Annotated in this window: 16 protein-coding genes and 1 pseudogene; 6 read left to right on the forward strand and 11 right to left on the reverse strand. The window is 75.2% G+C overall.

The window, feature by feature from the left end; genetic code table 11:
* Nucleotides 1-57: 57 nt before the first annotated feature.
* The gene (locus ACIP82_RS33055; protein ID WP_363610609.1) at nt 58-1,566 is read right to left on the reverse strand and encodes a HEAT repeat domain-containing protein; all 1,509 of its coding nucleotides are present in this window, start codon (nt 1,564-1,566) and stop codon (nt 58-60) included.
* 290 nt (nt 1,567-1,856) lie between these two features.
* Here ACIP82_RS33055 and ACIP82_RS33060 point away from each other — a divergent pair, with 290 nt between their 5' ends.
* Nucleotides 1,857-2,342 carry a hypothetical protein gene (locus ACIP82_RS33060; RefSeq protein WP_400658850.1) on the forward strand — a complete coding sequence of 162 codons (486 nt, stop codon included), beginning with the start codon at nt 1,857-1,859 and terminating at the stop codon, nt 2,340-2,342.
* 103 nt (nt 2,343-2,445) lie between these two features.
* Here ACIP82_RS33060 and ACIP82_RS33065 read toward each other — a convergent pair whose 3' ends face one another.
* On the reverse strand, nt 2,446-3,927 hold the full coding sequence (locus tag ACIP82_RS33065; protein WP_363610605.1) for a hypothetical protein: 1,482 nt from the start codon (nt 3,925-3,927) through the stop codon (nt 2,446-2,448).
* 473 nt (nt 3,928-4,400) lie between these two features.
* On the opposite strand from ACIP82_RS33065, the gene ACIP82_RS33070 reads away from it, so the two are divergent.
* Entirely contained in the window at nt 4,401-5,612 is a 1,212-nt protein-coding gene (locus ACIP82_RS33070) for an aminoglycoside phosphotransferase family protein (protein WP_363610603.1), read from the forward strand.
* 92 nt (nt 5,613-5,704) lie between these two features.
* Here ACIP82_RS33070 and ACIP82_RS33075 read toward each other — a convergent pair whose 3' ends face one another.
* The 3 genes from ACIP82_RS33075 to ACIP82_RS33085 all read right to left on the reverse strand — a co-directional run bounded on the left by ACIP82_RS33075 (nt 5,705) and on the right by ACIP82_RS33085 (nt 8,779).
* Nucleotides 5,705-6,904 (reverse strand): acyl-CoA dehydrogenase family protein, encoded by a 1,200-nt coding sequence (locus ACIP82_RS33075; protein WP_400658853.1) that lies wholly within the window; start codon nt 6,902-6,904, stop codon nt 5,705-5,707.
* Between the two features lie 334 nt (nt 6,905-7,238).
* Nucleotides 7,239-7,733, reverse strand: a complete 495-nt coding sequence (locus ACIP82_RS33080) for a hypothetical protein (RefSeq protein WP_400658855.1) — start codon at nt 7,731-7,733, stop codon at nt 7,239-7,241.
* A gap of 806 nt (nt 7,734-8,539) precedes the next feature.
* A complete protein-coding gene (locus ACIP82_RS33085) occupies nt 8,540-8,779 on the reverse strand; it encodes a DUF397 domain-containing protein (RefSeq protein ID WP_363610667.1) in 240 nt (79 codons plus the stop codon).
* 324 nt (nt 8,780-9,103) lie between these two features.
* Between ACIP82_RS33085 and ACIP82_RS33090 the strand changes: the two genes are divergently transcribed.
* Nucleotides 9,104-9,643, forward strand: coding sequence for a PTS-dependent dihydroxyacetone kinase phosphotransferase subunit DhaM (locus tag ACIP82_RS33090; protein ID WP_400658857.1), 540 nt, complete (start codon nt 9,104-9,106; stop codon nt 9,641-9,643).
* A 171-nt stretch (nt 9,644-9,814) separates the two neighbouring features.
* On the forward strand, nt 9,815-10,744 hold the full coding sequence (locus ACIP82_RS33095) for an NAD-dependent epimerase/dehydratase family protein (protein WP_400658859.1): 930 nt from the start codon (nt 9,815-9,817) through the stop codon (nt 10,742-10,744).
* Nucleotides 10,745-10,764: 20 nt separating this feature from the next.
* On the opposite strand, the gene ACIP82_RS33100 is transcribed toward ACIP82_RS33095, so the two are convergent.
* From ACIP82_RS33100 to ACIP82_RS33120, 5 genes and pseudogenes are all read right to left on the reverse strand, one after another.
* Nucleotides 10,765-11,862, reverse strand: a complete 1,098-nt coding sequence (locus ACIP82_RS33100; RefSeq protein ID WP_400658861.1) for a lipase — start codon at nt 11,860-11,862, stop codon at nt 10,765-10,767.
* Nucleotides 11,859-12,347 (reverse strand): NUDIX domain-containing protein, encoded by a 489-nt coding sequence (locus ACIP82_RS33105; RefSeq protein WP_363610593.1) that lies wholly within the window; start codon nt 12,345-12,347, stop codon nt 11,859-11,861. Before ACIP82_RS33105 ends, ACIP82_RS33100 begins: the two co-directional genes overlap by 4 nt.
* A 10-nt stretch (nt 12,348-12,357) precedes the next feature.
* Complete coding sequence (locus ACIP82_RS33110) at nt 12,358-12,813, reverse strand: hypothetical protein (RefSeq protein ID WP_400658911.1); 456 nt, start codon at nt 12,811-12,813, stop codon at nt 12,358-12,360.
* Nucleotides 12,814-12,898: 85 nt separating this feature from the next.
* Nucleotides 12,899-13,126: pseudogene (locus ACIP82_RS33115) on the reverse strand (polysaccharide deacetylase family protein); the annotation flags it as partial.
* A gap of 283 nt (nt 13,127-13,409) precedes the next feature.
* Entirely contained in the window at nt 13,410-13,682 is a 273-nt protein-coding gene (locus ACIP82_RS33120) for a hypothetical protein (RefSeq protein WP_400658863.1), read from the reverse strand.
* Between the two features lie 400 nt (nt 13,683-14,082).
* Between ACIP82_RS33120 and ACIP82_RS33125 the strand changes: the two genes are divergently transcribed.
* Nucleotides 14,083-15,150, forward strand: a complete 1,068-nt coding sequence (locus tag ACIP82_RS33125; RefSeq protein WP_400658865.1) for a polysaccharide deacetylase family protein — start codon at nt 14,083-14,085, stop codon at nt 15,148-15,150.
* Nucleotides 15,151-15,178: 28 nt separating this feature from the next.
* On the opposite strand, the gene ACIP82_RS33130 is transcribed toward ACIP82_RS33125, so the two are convergent.
* Complete coding sequence (locus ACIP82_RS33130) at nt 15,179-15,961, reverse strand: glutamate racemase (protein WP_400658867.1); 783 nt, start codon at nt 15,959-15,961, stop codon at nt 15,179-15,181.
* A gap of 57 nt (nt 15,962-16,018) precedes the next feature.
* On the opposite strand from ACIP82_RS33130, the gene ACIP82_RS33135 reads away from it, so the two are divergent.
* A complete protein-coding gene (locus ACIP82_RS33135) occupies nt 16,019-17,188 on the forward strand; it encodes a glycosyltransferase (protein WP_400658869.1) in 1,170 nt (389 codons plus the stop codon).
* The last annotated feature ends 15 nt before the right edge of the window (nt 17,189-17,203 follow it).

A 17,203-nucleotide genomic window follows, 5' to 3' on the forward strand; every position in this document is an offset into this window, starting at 1 on the left:
TGCAGAACGGCCCGGGCACAAGCGCCCGGGCCGTTCGTCGTATGCGGTGCGGAGAACCTAGCGACCGCGCTCGCGGGCGGCGGTCAGACGGCCGCGTACGGCGGCGTGGACCTCGGCCTCCTCGGCCGGGTCGGCGGCGAGCCGGCGCAGGCGCTCCAGCACACGGGCGTCCCCCGTGGTGGCGACGTGCCGCGCGGCGAGCTCGCGGGTGGACTCCTCGCAGTCCCAGAGGCACTCGACGGCCGGCCCCTCGGGGAAGTGCACGTCGGTCACGGCGAGCGCGCGGGCGGCGCGGCCACGCAGCTCGGACGAGGCGGCCTCACCGTAGATATGGCGCAGGACGGGGACGGCTTCGGCGGCGGCCAGCCGCCCCGCGCCGTCGACCAGCGACCCGAGCCCGGTACCGGTGACGCCGCGGACGGAGACCCAGCGGCGCAGCCCGGCCACCACCAGCGGTCCGTCGCCGGGCTCGCCGGCGTCGGCGAGCAGCTGGACGGCGGCCTCGCCGAGGGCGCTGTCGGCGCCGCCGGTGGCCGGATCGGCCCAGCGGCGGGCGTGGGCCAGCGCCTCGGGGCCGCGCATCCGGCCGAGCAGCTCCAGGGCGGCGCGCACGATCCGGTCGTCGACATCGGCGGCGGCGGCCTCGATCAGGGCGGCGGCGGCCGGGTCGCGTTGGTCGACCAGGAAGCGCAGAGCGGCCCGGCGGGCCCCCGGCAGTCCGCCGCGGGCGGCCTCCAGCACGGCGGGACGGTCCTCGGGGCGGACCACGGCGGCCAGGCAGCGGGCGGCGGCGGCGGCCCGGCGGTCCCCGGCGTCGGGGCCGTCGGTCTCGCCGGCGTCACGGGCCGGCTCGGGGCGGTCGGGCTGCCGGGCGAAGGCACCGGCACCGAGGCCCCCGAGGTCTCCCTGGTCGGCCCAGGCGAGCACGTCCGCGGTCGACCAGCCGGGGGTGACGCCGCTGCGGTTCAGCTGGCGCTGCCAGAGGTCGAAGGGTGACTGCTCGCTCGCCGCGGCGACCCTCGGGTGGTACGCGGCCCAGAGCCGCCAGGGCCTGGGCTCGTACGCGCCGCGGATGAACTCGCGCAGCTCGGCGTCGCCCTCGGGGCCCGGCGCGAACCGGTCCAGGACGGCGGTGCCGAGCAGCAGGAGCCCGCGGTCGTCGTCCCTCAGCGCCAGTTCGTCCAGCGCCCAGGCCCAGTTGGTGCCGGTGGCGGTGTACTCGCGCAGCATCAGCAGCGCGTCGCGCCGGCCGTACGCGGCGAGGTGGCCCAGGACGGACAGGGCGAGACCGGTGCGGCCCTCGTCGTCGTCGAGAAGGTCCTCCGGGTCGTGGAGGTGGTCCTCGATACCGTCGAGCGGTGCCTCCAGCTCCATGTAGAGGCGCGCGTAGTAGAGGGAGCGGTTCTCGACCTGCCAGTCGGCTCGCGGATCCCTGGTGACGCACTCCTCCAGTGCGGCGATGGCCTCGGTGCGGTCGGCGGCCAGCGCATGGAGCTGCCCGTCACCGCGGCCTCGCTGAAGGAGGCCGAGGAGGCTGGCACTGGGCGCTATCACTGGCTCGAACATGAGGTCAGCATCCGTTGCGGCGGTCGTAGTGGCAACGGGATTTCCGTCGCCGGGGTCTCTGGTCGGTACTGCGGTGGGCGCCCGGGCGCCGGAATCACCGAAGGTTACCGCCTCGCGCACGTCGCCGCACACAGGGCGACGACCCCCGATGCCTTACTGGCATATGCCGGGGGACTTTTGCCAGGATCTGTTCAAATCCCCCGCAGGGGTGACGCGGCTGTGCGACAGTTTTTTCACCACCCCCGACGGCCTTCCCGGCACCCCGCCACCCTCGGAGCGATGGAGCCGCCATGAGCATGCCAGCCCCCGCCCCCGATCCCTGCCCGCCCGGCACCCCCGCCGGGCCGGGCGGCCCGGCGAAGGGCCCGGCAGGGGGCGGGACGGACGGCGGAGCGGACGGCGCGACCGGCACGGCGCAGGCGCCACCCGCCCCCGAGATCGGCTCGGCCGAGTGGGACCTCCTCACCGACGACGTCCGGTGGTCGGCGGAGACGTTCCGGCTGCTCGGGTGTGACCCCGGACACGGTCCGCTCAGCCTCGACCGGCTGCCCGACCGGCTCGACGCGGCGGACCGGCCGATGCTGCGCCGGATGATGACCGACGCGCTGGTGCACGGCCGCTGCGCCGTCGGCACGGTGCAGGTGCGCCGGCCCGGCGGCGGGCACGGCACGGTCGAGTACGCGGGCGAGCCCGTGCTCGGCGCGGACGGCACCGTCACCGCCCTGCGCATGCTGCTCCGGCCGGCCGGTCAGGACGGCGGGACGACCCCGGTCTGACCCCGACCCGCCGGGCGCCACGGACCCGCCGGGGACGGCTCGGAGAACACCGGACAGCACCGGACACGCCGGCGAAGGTACCGGCCCCGGGCCGGAGGCCGGCTCAGGCGAGCTTCGGGCGGTGCTTGGCGTCCGCCACCCGCAACTCCCGCCCCAGCTCCGCCCGGAGCTCGTCCACCACCTGCACGCCGCGGTAGCGGGCGGTCAGCCGGTACATCTCGCGCAGCCGGTCCCAGGTCCGGTGGGACGAGTTCTGGCCGATCAGGTTCATCACCATCTTGGCCTGGAACTCCGCCGCGTCCGGCTCCCCGGTGATCCAGTGCACCGAGGCCAGGGTGATCCGGTCGAACAGCGCCGAGCGCAGCTGTCCGGTGCCCTCGCGCAGCTTGATCACCCGCTCGGCCTGCTGTCTGGCCTGCGGGGCGGCCACCGGGTCGTGCTCGGCGAGGGTGCGCAGCACCAGCGCCTGCATCCCGCGCAGCTCGGCCTCGTCGAACACCTGCATCCAGGACGGCGGTGGCTCGGACACGTCCTCGGCGAACAGCTCCTCGGCCTCGCCGAGCAGCCGCCAGGTGTCCTGCGAGTGCCCGATCGAGGCGTGTGCCCAGGCCTCCACGGTGTTCAGCATGGCCCGGGTCCTGGGCAGCGCCCGGCCACCGCCCGCCTTGGCTGCCGCCATCAGGTCGAGCGCGTCGTCGGCCCGGCCCAGGTGGACCATCTGCCGGGCGGCCCGGGAGATCGCCTCGCCAGCCCGGGGGCGGTCCCCGGCCTCCTTGGCGGACTCGGCGGCGATCATGAAGTACTTCTGGGCGGTCGGTTCGAGGCCGACGTCGTGCGACATCCACCCGGCGAGCACCGCCAGGTTGGCCGCGACCAGCCACAACCGCCGCTCCACCGGCGGACTGTGGCGGTGCGTCAACAACCCGCCCACCTCGTTGAGCTGGCCGACCACGGCCTTGCGCTGAAGTCCGCCGCCGCGCGCCGCGTCCCAGGCCCGGAACACCTGGACCGAGCGCTCCAGCGCCTCCACCTCGTCGAGCCCGACCGGGCCCGCGTCGTACACGTCGACCACCGGGCGGACACCGCCCTGGGTGATCATCTGGCGGGGGCCCGGCACCGAGGCCGCGTAGGCGACCGCGTCCCCGCCCAGCCAGCCCTTCAAGGAGTCGGCGATGGCCGCCCCGGCCGTGAGCGCGGCACCCGCACCCACCAATCCACGTCGGTTCAGCATGAGGTCCATTCCCGTGAACTCGGTGAGGACCGCGGCCGTTCGATCCGGCTCCCATGGCACTGCTGCGGACTGCGCCGCTCCGGTCCTGGTGGGCCGGTGTCGTTCCAGACCGAGGTCCTCAGTGGTGACGACACGGCCGAGCCGCTCCGTGAACACGGACGCCAGTACCCGCGGCACCGGATCGCGCGGGATCTCCCCGTGCTCGATCCACCGCCGCACCCTCGAGGTGTCGGTGGACAGCTGCTGCTGTCCCATCGCGGCACCTCTCCGGTTGACCAGCCGCGCGAGTTCGCCCTTGGACCATCCGGTCAGGACGAACAGATCGGCGAGTCGGGTGTTGGGTCCCCTGCTCACGTGAAGCCCCCAGGTTCCTCGGCTGGTTCGAGGCTAGAGGCTCCGTCAGGTGCCGGGCGAGTATTCGCCATGCTTCGCCAGGGTCCGCCACATTCTTAACCAGTGGCGATCGGGTGTGTTGTAGAGGTGCGCCACCTCGCCCCTCGGGTCGGGCGGCGTCCCAGGGCCGGTCGGGGCATTCCCCCGCCCGTGTCATGGGGCGTCCCCGGTCCTCACCCGAGGGGGTGGCGCGGCCGGGTGGCGCGGGGGCGCCGGGCACGGCCACGGCAGTCCGGCCGACCGCATTCCCCAGGGTGCGGACGGCCGGCACCTCGCCGCAGGGGCTCCGGCCCCGCGTCCGTGCCCGGCGCCCGCGTTCCACCCACCGCACCGCCCAAGGGCCGCCGTCACGCCAGGAAAGCTCGCGGCACCGGCCCTCCCCCGCACCGCGGGGCACACCCGCCCGACGGACAGGAAGGGACCACCCTCACCCCATGTACTCCTCAGCGACCACCCCTACGCCGACCGCGGCCCGCACCGCGCTGCGACCCCCCACCGCAGCCGCGGGCCGTCCCGGGCCGAAGCAGGTGCCGCCACCGAGCCGCCCCGCCGCCCCGCGCGGGGCCGACGGCCGGTCCACGGACGCGCGGGGCCACGCCGGCCGTACGGCGCTGGGGCTGCGCGGCCCCGAGACCGTCCTGCCGCCCGGCGCCCGGATCCCGGGCGCCCGCCCGACCGACGGCCGGCTGCTGCGGCCGCACCGGCCCGGCCAGCCCGGCACGGCCGAGCGGATCGACCCGGCGGCGCTGCAGACCCCGACGGTGCGGGCCGCGCTGGCCGGTGTCGCGCGGATATGTCCCGCGTTCACCCCGCGTCAGGTCCTGCGGGAGGGCAGCCGCCACATCCTGGTGGCCGGCACCATCGGGCGGGCCCCGGTGGTGGCCAAGTGCCTGGCCCCGCAGGCGGTGCGGAGTGAGTACTTCGAGCAGCTGGTGGCCGATTTCCACCACGAGGTCGCGGTCTACCGGGCCTTCGTCCGGCACCGTCCGCCGGTCCGGCTGCCCCGGCTGGTCGCGGCCGACCACGACCGCTGCGTGCTCGTCATGGAGCGCGTGCCCGGCCGCCCGGCCGCCCGGGAGCGCCACCCGGTCAACGCGCCCACCCCGGGCGAGGTACGGGCGCTGCTCACCGCCGTCCGCACGCTCAACCTGTGGCGGCCGCCGACGGACGTGTTCCAGCCGAGGATGGACTACCAGCTGGAGATCGCCCGGTACCACTCGGTGGGCCAGCTCACCGACCGGGACGCCGGCGATCTGCGCGGGCTGCTGCACGGCCTGAGCCACACCCCGCTCCAGCTCTGCCACGGCGACGCCCTGCTCAGCAACATGCTGCTGGCACCGTCCGGGCCGGTGCTGGTCGACTGGGAGCAGGCCGGCTGGTACCTGCCGGGCTACGACCTGGCGGTGCTGTGGAGCGTGCTCTCCGGGGACACCGCCGCCCGCCGCCAGATCAGCCAACTCGCGCAGAGCGGTGGCACGATGGCCCGGGACGCGTTCCTGGTCAACCTGGTGCTGGTGCTCATGCGGGAGATCCGGCTGTACGACGTGCCGGGCGCCGGCGAGGAGCAGCGGATCATGATCCGCCGGCTGTACGACGACGCCGCGCTGGCCCGCAGGGCCGTCCGGGCCGCCGTCGGCACCCGCTGAGGCGGCCGCGGACGGGGCGGGACATGGACCGGAGCCGGCGTCGGCTGAGGCGACGCCGGCTCCCCCCAAGGGGGGTTTCGGGCCAGGGGGCGTCAGGCCCTGGTACCGCGCTCCAGGGCGGCTCGCCCGGCCCTGTCCAGGACGGCCTCGTCCGGGGCGAAGTGCACCCGGCTGCTCAGCACGTCCCGCAGGTAGCGCTCCAGCGGATGACGCCGGCTCAGACCGGGGTTGCCGGTGAGCGAGACCGCCTGCTGGACGGCCGATACGGCCGCGCGGGTGGCCAGCAGATGGGCCGGTCCGGTCCGGGCCACCGCCTCCGGGTCGGCCCGGTCCACCCGCGGGGCCAGTCCGCCGACCAGCTCCTCCGCGCCGATCAGCTGGGCCTCGATCTCGCCGAGCGCACAGCGGTAGCGGGGCAGGCTGCCGAGCGGCTCGGTCAGGTTGGCCGGGGTGCGCTGCTTGAGGAAACGAACCAGCCAGTCCTGCGCCGAGCGGGCCACTCCGACGGCGACGGCGGAAAGAGCCAGATCGTGCCAGGCGCGGGTGAGTTCGCCGGGCGGTACCGCGCCGGACACCTGGGCGACCGTCGAACTCGCGCCCGATTTCGGCCCGGTGAGCCCCAGCGCGAGTTCGACCGGCACCCGGACGGCGTCCAGCACCACGTCGTGGCTGGCGCTGGCCCTCAGGCCGAGCTGGTCCCAGGTCGGGTCGATCTCGATGCCCTCGCTCTCGCCGCGCACCAGGAAGGTGCCGACCCGGGGCACCGGTTCGTCGGTCCGCGCGGTGACGGCCATCCAGGCCAGCGCCTCCGCGCCGGCGCAGTACGTCTTCCGGCCACTGAGCAGCCAGCCGTCGCCGTCCCGCCTGGCGACCGTGGCGGGCGGTTCCCCGCTCTGCGAACCGGGCTCCGCGCGCAGGGTGTTGACCAGCGCCGGACCGCGCCGGGACTCGGTGAGCAGCCTCCGGTAGCCGGCCGGCGGCCAGTTCGCCACCCGGGCCTGTTCGGCGTGCTGGAGCAGGGTGAACGCCGTGACCACGGCCACCGAGGCGTCCCCGCGCCCGAGTTGGGCGAGCACCCGGACGGTGTCGGCGAGCGTGCCGCCCGCGCCGCCGTACCGCTGGGCGACGGTGAGGGTGAGCAGCCCGGCCTCGTGCACCGCCTCGATGCCCTGGTACGGGAAGGTGGCGTCGCGGTCGTGCTCCTCCGCGCGGGCGGCGAGCAGATCGACCACCCGGGGCAGCCCGGCGAGGGCGGTGGCGACGGACGGCTGGTCGGCAGCGATGGTGGTCATGGTGCTGGTGCCTCCGGGCGGCAGCGTGGGCTCGGCAACTGCGGGCGGCACGCCGGACGGGCGCGCGGTACCGGTTGGCGGCCCGGGAGACCAGCGGAAACGCCGCCCCCGGATCGGCGTCGGCCACTCGGCCGCCCGCCCACCGCCGCGGGGACGAATCCCCCTCAGCGGCCCGGACACGCCGCGCTGGCGGTGCGCCGCAGGTCCAGATAGCTGCGGCGGGTCAGCAGCAGCGGGAGACGGCACGACATGTTCGCGACTGTACGAAGCCGTGATCGAAACCGTCAAGCAGCGGCCAGGGCCCCGGCCGGTGCCCGGCCCGGGGGCGGCCGGATCAGCCCTGGTGGAACATGTCCGCCGGCAGCGGCTTGAGCAGCTGGTAGAGGTCGTCCGAAATCGGTCGGTCCCAGGAGGCGATGGTGACCTGCACGCCGTCGCTGCGCCCGAACTGGGAGCAGAACACCCGACCCTCGCTGACCTTGACCTTCTTCACGATCAGGAGGTCGTCCCCGAGCATCACCGGGAAGTCCTCGGCGGAGACGAACTCGACCGGTTCTTCGTTCTCCAGCGCCGCGAGCAGTTGCCGGATCTCGAAGGGCACGCTGTCCCCGGTGTCGCGGGCCGGCGAGCCCTCGGGGAGGTTGCCGATGAACATCGCCGGGCCTCTGCCGCCGAACAGGTCGTAGCGCAGGAAAATTCCCTGGCAGGAGCCGTCCGGGCCGGTCATCATGGCCGCACCGAAGTCACCGGGCCAGTCGCCCGGGTCCATCGCGAGCACGTCGAAGTCCGGGCCGGCGGGCTGTCCGGAGCGACGGCGGAGAAAAGACATGGGAACATCGTACGTGCCCGGCACACCGCCTTCGCAGGGTGGGTGGGGCGCCGAACGGAGATCCACGCTCAGAGACCAATGTTGACTCTGAGCAACCGTCCGGGCTACGTTCGGTTCAGCACGACAGCCGCTCTGGGTTTCACCCTCCGGGGGGACGGCTTGTCGCAACGCGGCCCTACACGCGTATCCCTCACTGTGCACATCGTCGTGCCGAACCGCCGAGCACCCAGCTTCGTCGTCGCACACAGCACAGCACACAAGCCAACAGTTCCATGCCACATAAGCAAGGTCCGCGGGGCCCCGGCCCGTCGCTCCCGCGGATCTGCTCGGGACGCCGCCGCGTGGGGGCGTGCGGGTCCCGAGCATTCGGTACCGCCGCCGAGTCGCTCTCGGCGGCGGCGCCACCCTCCCGGCGACTGCCGGCCCCTTGTGGGCCGGGACCGGCCGACGCACCCCGGTGCGCAGGGGATGACTGGGAGGAGGCCTGGCAGCGCTGCCGGGCCGCACAGCAGGCGCCGTGTCTGGCCGCGTGGGGGCGGTGGGCACGGCGTCTGCCTGTGCTCATACTCTGAGCTGCGTTTGTCTAACAGTCAACAGAAATTATGACGGCGCACGCTCAAAAGATGATCAGATGGGACGATCTGACGGACAGTCGAGTCAGGTCGGCCAAAAAACACCCGTTCGTGGAGCCACTCGTTCGAGGAACCACCCGTCCGGGGAGACGCCCTCCCGGGGCACCGGAAGCGGGCAGCACGGAAACGGGCCCCCGAACCGGGGGCCCGCCGCTGTCCGTCCCGGACCCGGGCTCAGGTGAGGTCGAACTCGCCGTCCCGCGCGCCGAGCACGAAGGCCCGCCACTCCCCGGGTGTGAACACCAGGACCGGTCCGTCCTCCTGGCGGCCGTCCCGCATGCCGATGTAACCGTCCACAAAAGCGATCTGGACGTCCCCGACACCCTGGCTGCTGCACAGCCAGGTCGCCCCGGTGAAGTCCACCTTCGGCTTCCCGCTCGGCGCGAACTCCTGCGCCGCTCCGGCCGTCTCCACGTCAGTCCCGATGTTGGCTGCCACTACTGCTCTCCTCCCGACGGCTTGTCGGGGCCAGCCTAACCACCCCGCGTCGCCCCGGTCAGCGGGTTGACCGGGACCGCCCCGACGGTTGACCGGGCTCCCCCGCCCGGGCCGGGTCCGCAGGCCCGCCCCGCGGACCCGGCCGGCCCGGCCGGAGGCCCGGTGTACGGAATCCCGCCCGGCCGCCGGAGGCGCGCCGGAGCCCCGCCGGGGCGGCTCCGGGGCGTGTCCCGGAGTCCGGGGCGGCGGTCAGCTGCCAGAGTGTGGGAAGCCCCGACCGAACGCCCCCAGGAGCAGCCGATGAGCCGCCGGGACGGCACCCGCGCCGATGTCATCCCCATCTCCGACGCACCCTCGGCCCACCCTCCGGCGCCCCGCACCCCACCCACGCGCACCCCGCTGCCCCGGCCGGCGCGGGGCCGGCCGCCCGCGCACGGCCGGGTCGGGATCGTCCTGGTCTCGCACAGCCAGGAGCTGGCCGCCGCCGTCCGCGCCCTGGCACTGGCCCTGGTCGACGCCGACTCCCCCGCCCCGGTCGTCGGCACCGGCGGCGACCTGGTCTCCGGCCCCGGCATCAGCGCTGTGCTGGTGGCCGCCGCCACCCGCCGGGTCGACCAGGGCCATGGCGTGGTGGTGCTCGCCGACCTGGGCAGCGCGGTCTCCACCGTGCGCGCCCTGCTCGCCGACGCGGACGAGCACGGGCTGCCGTTCCCGGTCCGCTTCGCCGACGCGCCGTTCGTGGAGGGCGCGGTGGCCGCGGTGGCGACCGCCACCGCCGGAGGCGACCTGACCGCCGTCCTGGACGCGGCGGAGGAGGCCTACCGCCAGCACAAGGGCTGAACCCGGCGTCCGCCCGGCCCCGCCGGGCGTCCCGCACTGTCCTGGGGCCGTCCTGGGGCCGCTCCGGGGCCGGGGTGGAGCGTTCCACCCCACGGGGGGTGACCGCCCGGCTACCATCGGCGCAGGGCCGGCCGAGCGGGCCGGGCGGTTGTCGGGGGGGGAACCTCAGCCATGCGCGTGGTCGTCACCGGCGGAGCCGGATTCATCGGGGCCAATCTGGTCCGGGCCCTGCTGACCCGCCCGGAGGTGGTCCAGGTCCGGGTCGTGGACGACCTTTCCACCGGCAGCAAGGCCACTCTGGCGGGCCTCGACGCCACGCTCTACGAGGGCAGCATCCTGGAACCCGCCCTGCTGGACGAGGCGTTCGCGGGTGCCGACGCGGTGGTGCACCTCGCCGCGCTGCCCTCCGTCCCCCGCTCGGTGGCGGACCCACTGGCCAGCCACCACGCCAACGCCACCGGCACCCTGGAGGTGCTGGAGGCGGCCCGCCGGGCGGGCGGGCTGTACGTGGCGGCCGCCTCCTCGTCCTCGGTGTACGGCGCCAACCGCGAGCTGCCCAAACGGGAGAGCATGCGCACCGCGCCGATGAGCCCGTACGCGGTCAGCAAGCTGGCCACCGAGGCGTATCTGGCGGCCTATCACCACTGTTACGGGCTCGGCGTGCTGCCGCTGCGGTTCTTCAACGTGTACGGCCCGCTCCAGCCCGCCGGACACGCGTACGCCGCCGTGGTGCCGGCCTTCCTGGACGCGGCACTGGCCGGCCGGCCGCTGACCGTCCACGGGGACGGCGGCCAGAGCCGGGACTTCACCTATGTCGGCACCGTCACCCGGGTGATCACCGAGGCGGTGCTGCGCCGGGTGGTGCACGCCGACCCGGTGAACCTGGCCTTCGGCGCCCGTACCTCGCTGCTGGAGCTGGTCGGCGAGCTGGAGTCGGTGCTCGGCCACCCGGTCGAGGTGGACCACACCGATCCCCGGCCCGGCGACGTCCGGGACTCGCAGGCCGACAACTCCCGGCTGCGCGAGCTGTTTCCGGACGTCCGGCCGGTGCCGCTGCGCGAGGGCCTGGAGCGGACCGCGGAGTGGTTCCGCACGCTCTGAGGGCAGGGCTGCCGGGTCTTTCAGGGCACGGCGAAGGGGCCGCTCGGGCAGAAGGCCAGCCGGGCGAAGCGCTCGCCGATCAGGGTGTGCCCGGCCGGGCCCGGGTGCAGCAGGTCGACGAGCCCGTCGGCGTCCGCCGGGCCGAGCAGCGCGAGCCCGTCGAGGTAGTGCAGCGCCGGGTCGGTGGCGGCCCGGGCGGCGGTGATCCGGGCCAGTTCGGCGCGGACCACCTCCAGGGTGAGCGCCCCGGCCGGGACGTCCGCCCGGTCCCCGAGCGCCGCGAACCGGCCGCCGGTCTCCGTCGCCTCGAACGCCGCCGGGCCTGGCGTCCGTTCCAACGGCGGGCTGAACACCGGGGAGACCACCAGCAGCGGGGTGTCCGGATGGCCCTCGCGGACGGTGTCGAGGAAGCCGTGCACGGCCGGGCCGAAGGTGCGCAGCCGGAACGAGGCCTTGGTCAGGACGTTGATGCCGATCTTGAGGCTGATCAGATCGGCCGGCTGGTCACGGATGGTCCGGGCGGTGAACGGGTCCAGTTGGGCGTTGCCCGCGAGCGAGAGATTGAGCAGGTCGACGCCGGCCCGCCCGGCGGCGATCCACGGCCAGGTGTCGGCGGCCGAGGCGGCCTCCGGTGCCTGGCTGACCGAACTGCCGTGGTGCAGCCAGCGGCGGCGCCCGGTCGGCCGGGGCGGGAGGACCGGGGCGTCCGCGCGCAGGGCGGTCAGTTCGACGGCGGTCCACTGGGGAAGCCACAGTTCGGCCTCCCGCTCACCGCCCGCCCCGGTGGCGAACCGGAGGACGACGGGCCCGCCCGCGGGCGGCAGCGGAGCCCGGTCGGTCCGGACGCCGTCCAGCCACAGCTCGACCGCCCCGGGGTACGGCGACTCCGGCTCGGCGTACAGGGCGAGTTCGAGCACCGCGGCCGCCGTCCGGAAGGCCAGCCGCACACCGGACGGCATGGCGGCCACCCGGCGCAGCTCGCCGTCCGGGAACTGCCCGGCCGTCCAGGCGGGCAGCCGCCAGGGCCGCAGACCGTGCTCGGCCCGCTCCAGATGCAGGGCGCCCCGGACCCGCACCGGGCCGTCCCGCAGCGGGACTTCGGCCAGCCGGCCGGTCACGGCCGCTCCCTGCCTTCCCATTCGAAGAACGCCGCGCCCTGGCACTCCAGGGCCTGGCGCAGCCGCTGGTGCTCCTCGTCGATCATCGGCGGCAGCGCGTCCAGGGTGTACCAGCCGACCGCGAGCGACTCGTCGTCGTTGACCCGGGCCTCGCCGCCGACCGCCCGGCAGCGGAAGGTGAGGAGCACGTACCGCGTCACATCGCCGTTGGGGTAGGTCACTTCCGGTGTCACGCCGACCGAGGCGAGCAGTTCGGGGACGGCGGCGACGCCGGTCTCCTCCAGGCACTCGCGCACCGCGCCGTCGGCGGGCTGCTCACCGGGGTCGAGGATGCCGCCGGGCAGCGCCCAGCGGCCGTCGTCGGCGCGCCGGGCGAGCAGCACCCGGCCGTCGTCGTCCAGGACGACGGTCACGACGGCGCTGAGCCAGAGCGGGCGGGTACCGACCACGGAGCGGAGTTCGGCGAGGAAGGGAGGAATGGCCATGCCCCGCAGCCTATCCACCGGTCCACGTCGGACCTGCGGCTCTGCCCGGCCCCGCTGTCCTCGCCACCGCGACACGCGCCCGGCGCGCCCTACCGGAGGGCGCGCGCCGGGGTCCGGCCGGCGAGCCGACCACCACCTCGCCGGGCGGGACGTCCCTGGTGACCACGGCGGCGGCGCCGACGAAGGCGCCCGCGCCGACCTTGCGGCCCTGGAGCACCACGGCGTTGCCGCCGACGGTCGCGCCGTCGTCCAGCAGCACCGCACCGGAGACGTTGCCGCCCGGACAGACCGTCACCCGCTCACCGAGCACGCTGTCGTGCCCGACGGTCGCGTTGTAGTGGACCTGGCTGTGCGCGCCCAGGCGCACGCTGCTGGACACGTACGCCCCGCCCATCACCAGGCAGCCGGGGCCGAGTTCGGTCCCGGGCGCGATCAGCGCCCGCGGGTGGACCAGGGTCGCGGGCACCGCGCCGAGGCCGTCCAGCAGCGCGGCGTGCGGTGTGGTTGGCGACGGTGCAGAGGCCGGAGCCGGTCATCTCGCGCAGCTGCTCCCAGCTGAGCGCGGGCGCGCCGGCGCCCTTGGCGGTGGAGCCCTCCCAGCGCGTCTCGCCGCCGACGTGGCCGCTGGCGAGGTAGACGGTGAACGGGAGGGCGCGTTCGCGCAGCAGCGGCCAGGCGTTCTCGTAGACGTCCGCGAAGCCGTCGTCGAAGGTGAGCACGGTGCCGGGGGTCCGGCGGCCGGCCTCGATCCGGTCGACGGCCTCGTCCAGGGAGACCACCCGGCCGGGCGCGCCAGCCGGCGCTTGACCTGGGCGCGGATGCCTCCGACGGCTCCGGTCGGTCCGGGCGCGGCGGTGCCGCTCATCGCCCCCCCCCTCTGCGGCGCCCTCCCCGGCGCCGTCAAGTGGCCCCGCATCCGGCGCAGTTGACGCACCGGACGAAAATCACAGCAGGGGGGACCGTGAGGCTGGTGGACCGGAATCGTGAAAGAGGCGAGAAGGAGTTGGCGGATGGGCTGTAAACCGGCCGATCCGACCGGTTGAGACGGGTGCCCGTCCCGCGTCAGAGCGTGGCGCCCCGGCGGTACCGCAGCACGGCGAACGCGATCCGGCCGAGCAGCAGCACGCCGGCCCCGAGACATCCGGCCACCGCCATCGCCCAGGCCGGTCCGTCACTGTCCGGAACCGCCACCGCGACCACGATGCCCACCGCCAGACAGGCCAGGCCGACCATCGCCAGCGGGATCTGGTGGGTGACCAGCGCGCCACCACTCCACAGGCGGGCCATCCTGGTCGCGCCGTGCGGGTGGGAGTGATCACGTTCCGCATCTGCCATGAGCCCAAGGTACCCCGGGAGGGCGCCCGGGGCAGCCCGCGGGAAGTGATTCCCCGGACACCCTCCGCAACCGCCCCGGCGTCGGGCGCACTCCGGCGCGCGGCCGGGGCCGCCCCGCCTCCGGCGCGCGAAAAATCCTCGACTGTCCGGTACAACCATCTACGCGGCGTATCGGTCTCCACTACATTGAGCGATCCAGGAGCCGTCCGCGGTGCGGGTTGGGAGTCCCCGCCGTGGACCGGAATACCCAGGGGGCGGAGCCGCCGTGCCCTTGGTGTCGGAGGCCGGGCTCCGTCCTCCGGCGGTACCGCCACGCCGCATCGGCGACCGAGGGGGAACCGTGCCGCAGTCCCAGTCCACGACGTCGACCTCGACGGCCCCGGCCAGGTCCGCGCCCGGCGTGCGTGTTCGCCCGCTGCCACGGGCGGCGGTCCAGCCGGTGTCCGGCGCGTCCACACGCTCGCCGGCCCGCTCAGCGACGGGCGCGGCGGCCCGCGAGCAGCGCGGTGCCGGCGCGCGCGGTGGGCGGCACGCCGCGCAGTCCGCGGGCTGTCACTCGGACGGGCGAGGTGAGTGGCTGCGCTTCGCCCCCGTCCAGCCCCTGTTCCGGGCCCGCGCCGCCCAGCGGCTCGCCGTGCTCGCCTATCACGGCGTGACGGACCCGCGGTCCTTCGGCGCCCAGCTGGACCGGCTGCGAAGACTTGCCACGCCCGTCTCACTGGACGCCGTCCGGCAGGCCGTCGCGGACCGCCGTCCGCTGCCGGCCCGGAGCGTGCTGGTCACCTTCGACGACGCCGACCGCAGCGTTCTCACCCACGCCCTGCCCGCGCTGAACGACCGGGGCATCCCGGCCGCCGCCTTCGTGATCTCCGAGCTGATCGGGACGGAACGACCGTTCTGGTGGCACGAGGCCGACTTCCTCGCCCGGCACGGCGGGCGCGCCCGTTCACTCGACTGCGGACACCCCTCGCAGCTGCTGCGCCGGCTCAAGGCCATGCCCGACCCCGACCGGCGGCGCAGCCTCCAGGAACTGCGGGTCAGCGCGGACCGCAGGCCTCCCCGCCAGGACCAGCTCACCCCCACCGACCTGCTCGCCCTGCGCGAGGGCGGGGTCGCGATCGGCAACCACACCCAGGGGCACCCCTGCCTCGGGCGCTGCGACGACGCCACCGTCCGGACCGAGATCACCGGCGCGCACGAAGCCCTCACCCGCTGGCTCGGCGAGCCCCCGATCGCCTTCGCCTACCCCGACGGCGGCCACGACCCGCGTGCCGAAACCGTCCTGCAGGAGCTCGGCTACCACCTCGGGTTCCTCTCCGACCACCGCCTGGGCCCCCGGCTCCCCGACCACCCGCTCCAGATCAGCCGCCTCCAGGTCGACTCCACCACCAGCACCCGCCGCTTCGACACCATCCTGTCCGGGCTGGAGCCCGCCTACCGCCGCTGGCGCGGCCAGGCCGTCGCGTAGCAGGACCTCGTCCGGGCCGGGGCCCCCGTCAGACGGCCGGGAGCGGGGCCGGGGCGGCGAGGGTACGGCCCTGGGGGTAACGGGTGGCGGCGGTGGGAAGGGCGGCGGGGCGGCCTGCGTGGAGGACGGTGAGGGTGCCGGTGCCCTGGCGGGCCGGGTCCCCGATGCGGCGCAGGGCCTGGGCGGCGACCGCGTCGGCGGAACCGTGCAGGGTGAGCTGGGCGGCCGCGGTGGGCGCCACGGCGGCCCGGATGCGGTCGGCCACGAGTTCGTAGTGGGTGCAGCCCAGGACGATCGCCGCCGTACCGGCCGGGGTGCGGGCGGCCGCGTCGGTGACGGCCGCCTCGATGGCGTCGTCGTCGCCGTGTTCGACGGCGTCGGCCAGGCCCGGGCAGGCGACCTCGGTGACGGTGGCCGCCCCGCCGAAGTCACGGATCAGCCCGCGCTGGTACGTGCTGCCGGTGGTCGCGGGGGTGGCCCAGATCGCGACCGGCCCGCCGAGGGCGGCGGCCGGCTTGATGGCGGGCACCGTGCCGATGACGGGCAGTCCGGGCTCCAGTTCGGCCCGGAGCGCGGCGAGCGCGTGGACGGAGGCGGTGTTGCAGGCGATCACCAGCGCGTCCGGTTCGAGGGCGGCCGCCGCCCGCGCGCAACCGACGGCGAGCGCCGTCACCTCCTCGGTCGTGCGCGGGCCCCAGGGCATCGAGGCCGGGTCGGAGGAGAGCACCAGATCGGCGTCCGGGCGCAGCTTCCGAAGGGCGGCGGCGGCGGCCAGCAGGCCGATTCCGGAGTCCATCAGTGCGATCTTCACGGGTCAAGACTTTAGTCGATCCGCCCCGCCGGGCCCCGGGTGCGGCAGACTGCCGGGGTGACCGTCCTGCTGTGGATCGCCGTGCTCTCCCTGCTGGTCTGGCTCTGGCTGGCGTGCTGCCACGGGTTGTTCTGGCGTACCGACGTGCGTCTCCCGCCCCGTCGGCCGCCCGCGCGCTGGCCCGCGGTCGCGGTGGTGGTGCCGGCCCGGGACGAGGCGGAGGTGCTGCCGCTCAGCCTGCCGAGCCTGCTCGCGCAGAAGTACCCGGGCCGGGCCCGGGTGATCCTGGTGGACGACCACAGCTCCGACGGCACGGGCGCGGTCGCGTCGAACCTCGCCACCCCTGACCCCGCCGCCCCGGGCCTCACCAGCACGGCCGGCCTGGAGCTGACCGTCACCACCCCTCCCCCGCTGCCGCCCGGCTGGACGGGCAAGCTGTGGGCGCTGCGGCACGGCGTGGAGCTGGCCGGGCCGGACGCCGAGTACCTGCTGCTGACCGACGCCGACATCGCGCACGGCCCGGACTCGCTGGCCGACCTGGTGGCCGGAGCCGAGAGCAACGGGCTGGACCTGGTCTCGCAGATGGCCCGGCTGCGGGTGGAGACCGGCTGGGAGCGGCTGATCGTCCCGGCCTTCGTGTACTTCTTCGCCCAGCTGTACCCGTTCCGCCGGAGCAACCGGCCCGGCAGCCGGACGGCCGCCGCGGCGGGCGGCTGCTCCCTGGTGCGGCGGGACGCCCTGGAGCGGGCGGGCGGGGTGGCGGCGATCCGGGGCGCGGTGATCGACGACGTGTCGCTGGCCCGCGCGGTGAAGGCGTCCGGCGGACGGATCTGGCTGGGCCTGGCCGAGGAGGTGGACAGCGTCCGGCCGTACCCGCGCCTCGCCCAGCTGTGGCGGATGGTCTCGCGCAGCGCGTACGCCCAGCTCCGGCACTCGTCGGTGCTGCTGCTCGGGACGGTGCTGGGGCTGACGCTGGTCTACCTGGTGCCGCCGGTGGCGACGCTGGCCGGGCTGGCCACCACCCGGTGGGCGGTGGCCGGGGCGGGCGGCGCGGCCTGGGCGCTGATGGCGGGGACGTATCTGCCGATGCTCCGCTACTACCGCCGGCCCGCGCCGGCCGCGCTGCTGCTGCCGTTCACGGCGGCGCTGTACCTGCTGATGACGGTGGACTCGGCGGTGCGGCACTGGCGGGGTCACGGGGCGTCCTGGAAGGGCCGGACCTACTGAGCGGCCGGCGCCGTC

It is taken from the genome of Kitasatospora sp. NPDC088548 (assembly GCF_044753005.1).
Classification (GTDB): Bacteria; Actinomycetota; Actinomycetes; order Streptomycetales; family Streptomycetaceae; genus Kitasatospora.

What these genes read in the sequence shown, in the direction of transcription:
- ACIP82_RS33105 (WP_363610593.1), bottom strand. Translation starts at nt 12,347, where the DNA reads ATGGCCATTCCTCCCTTCCTCGCCGAACTCCGCTCCGTGGTCGGTACC.
- ACIP82_RS33120 (WP_400658863.1), bottom strand. Translation starts at nt 13,682, where the DNA reads ATGGCAGATGCGGAACGTGATCACTCCCACCCGCACGGCGCGACCAGG.
- ACIP82_RS33095 (WP_400658859.1), top strand. Translation starts at nt 9,815, where the DNA reads ATGCGCGTGGTCGTCACCGGCGGAGCCGGATTCATCGGGGCCAATCTG.
- ACIP82_RS33060 (WP_400658850.1), top strand. Translation starts at nt 1,857, where the DNA reads ATGAGCATGCCAGCCCCCGCCCCCGATCCCTGCCCGCCCGGCACCCCC.
- ACIP82_RS33075 (WP_400658853.1), bottom strand. Translation starts at nt 6,904, where the DNA reads ATGACCACCATCGCTGCCGACCAGCCGTCCGTCGCCACCGCCCTCGCC.
- ACIP82_RS33055 (WP_363610609.1), bottom strand. Translation starts at nt 1,566, where the DNA reads ATGTTCGAGCCAGTGATAGCGCCCAGTGCCAGCCTCCTCGGCCTCCTT.
- ACIP82_RS33070 (WP_363610603.1), top strand. Translation starts at nt 4,401, where the DNA reads ATGTACTCCTCAGCGACCACCCCTACGCCGACCGCGGCCCGCACCGCG.
- ACIP82_RS33080 (WP_400658855.1), bottom strand. Translation starts at nt 7,733, where the DNA reads ATGTCTTTTCTCCGCCGTCGCTCCGGACAGCCCGCCGGCCCGGACTTC.
- ACIP82_RS33090 (WP_400658857.1), top strand. Translation starts at nt 9,104, where the DNA reads ATGAGCCGCCGGGACGGCACCCGCGCCGATGTCATCCCCATCTCCGAC.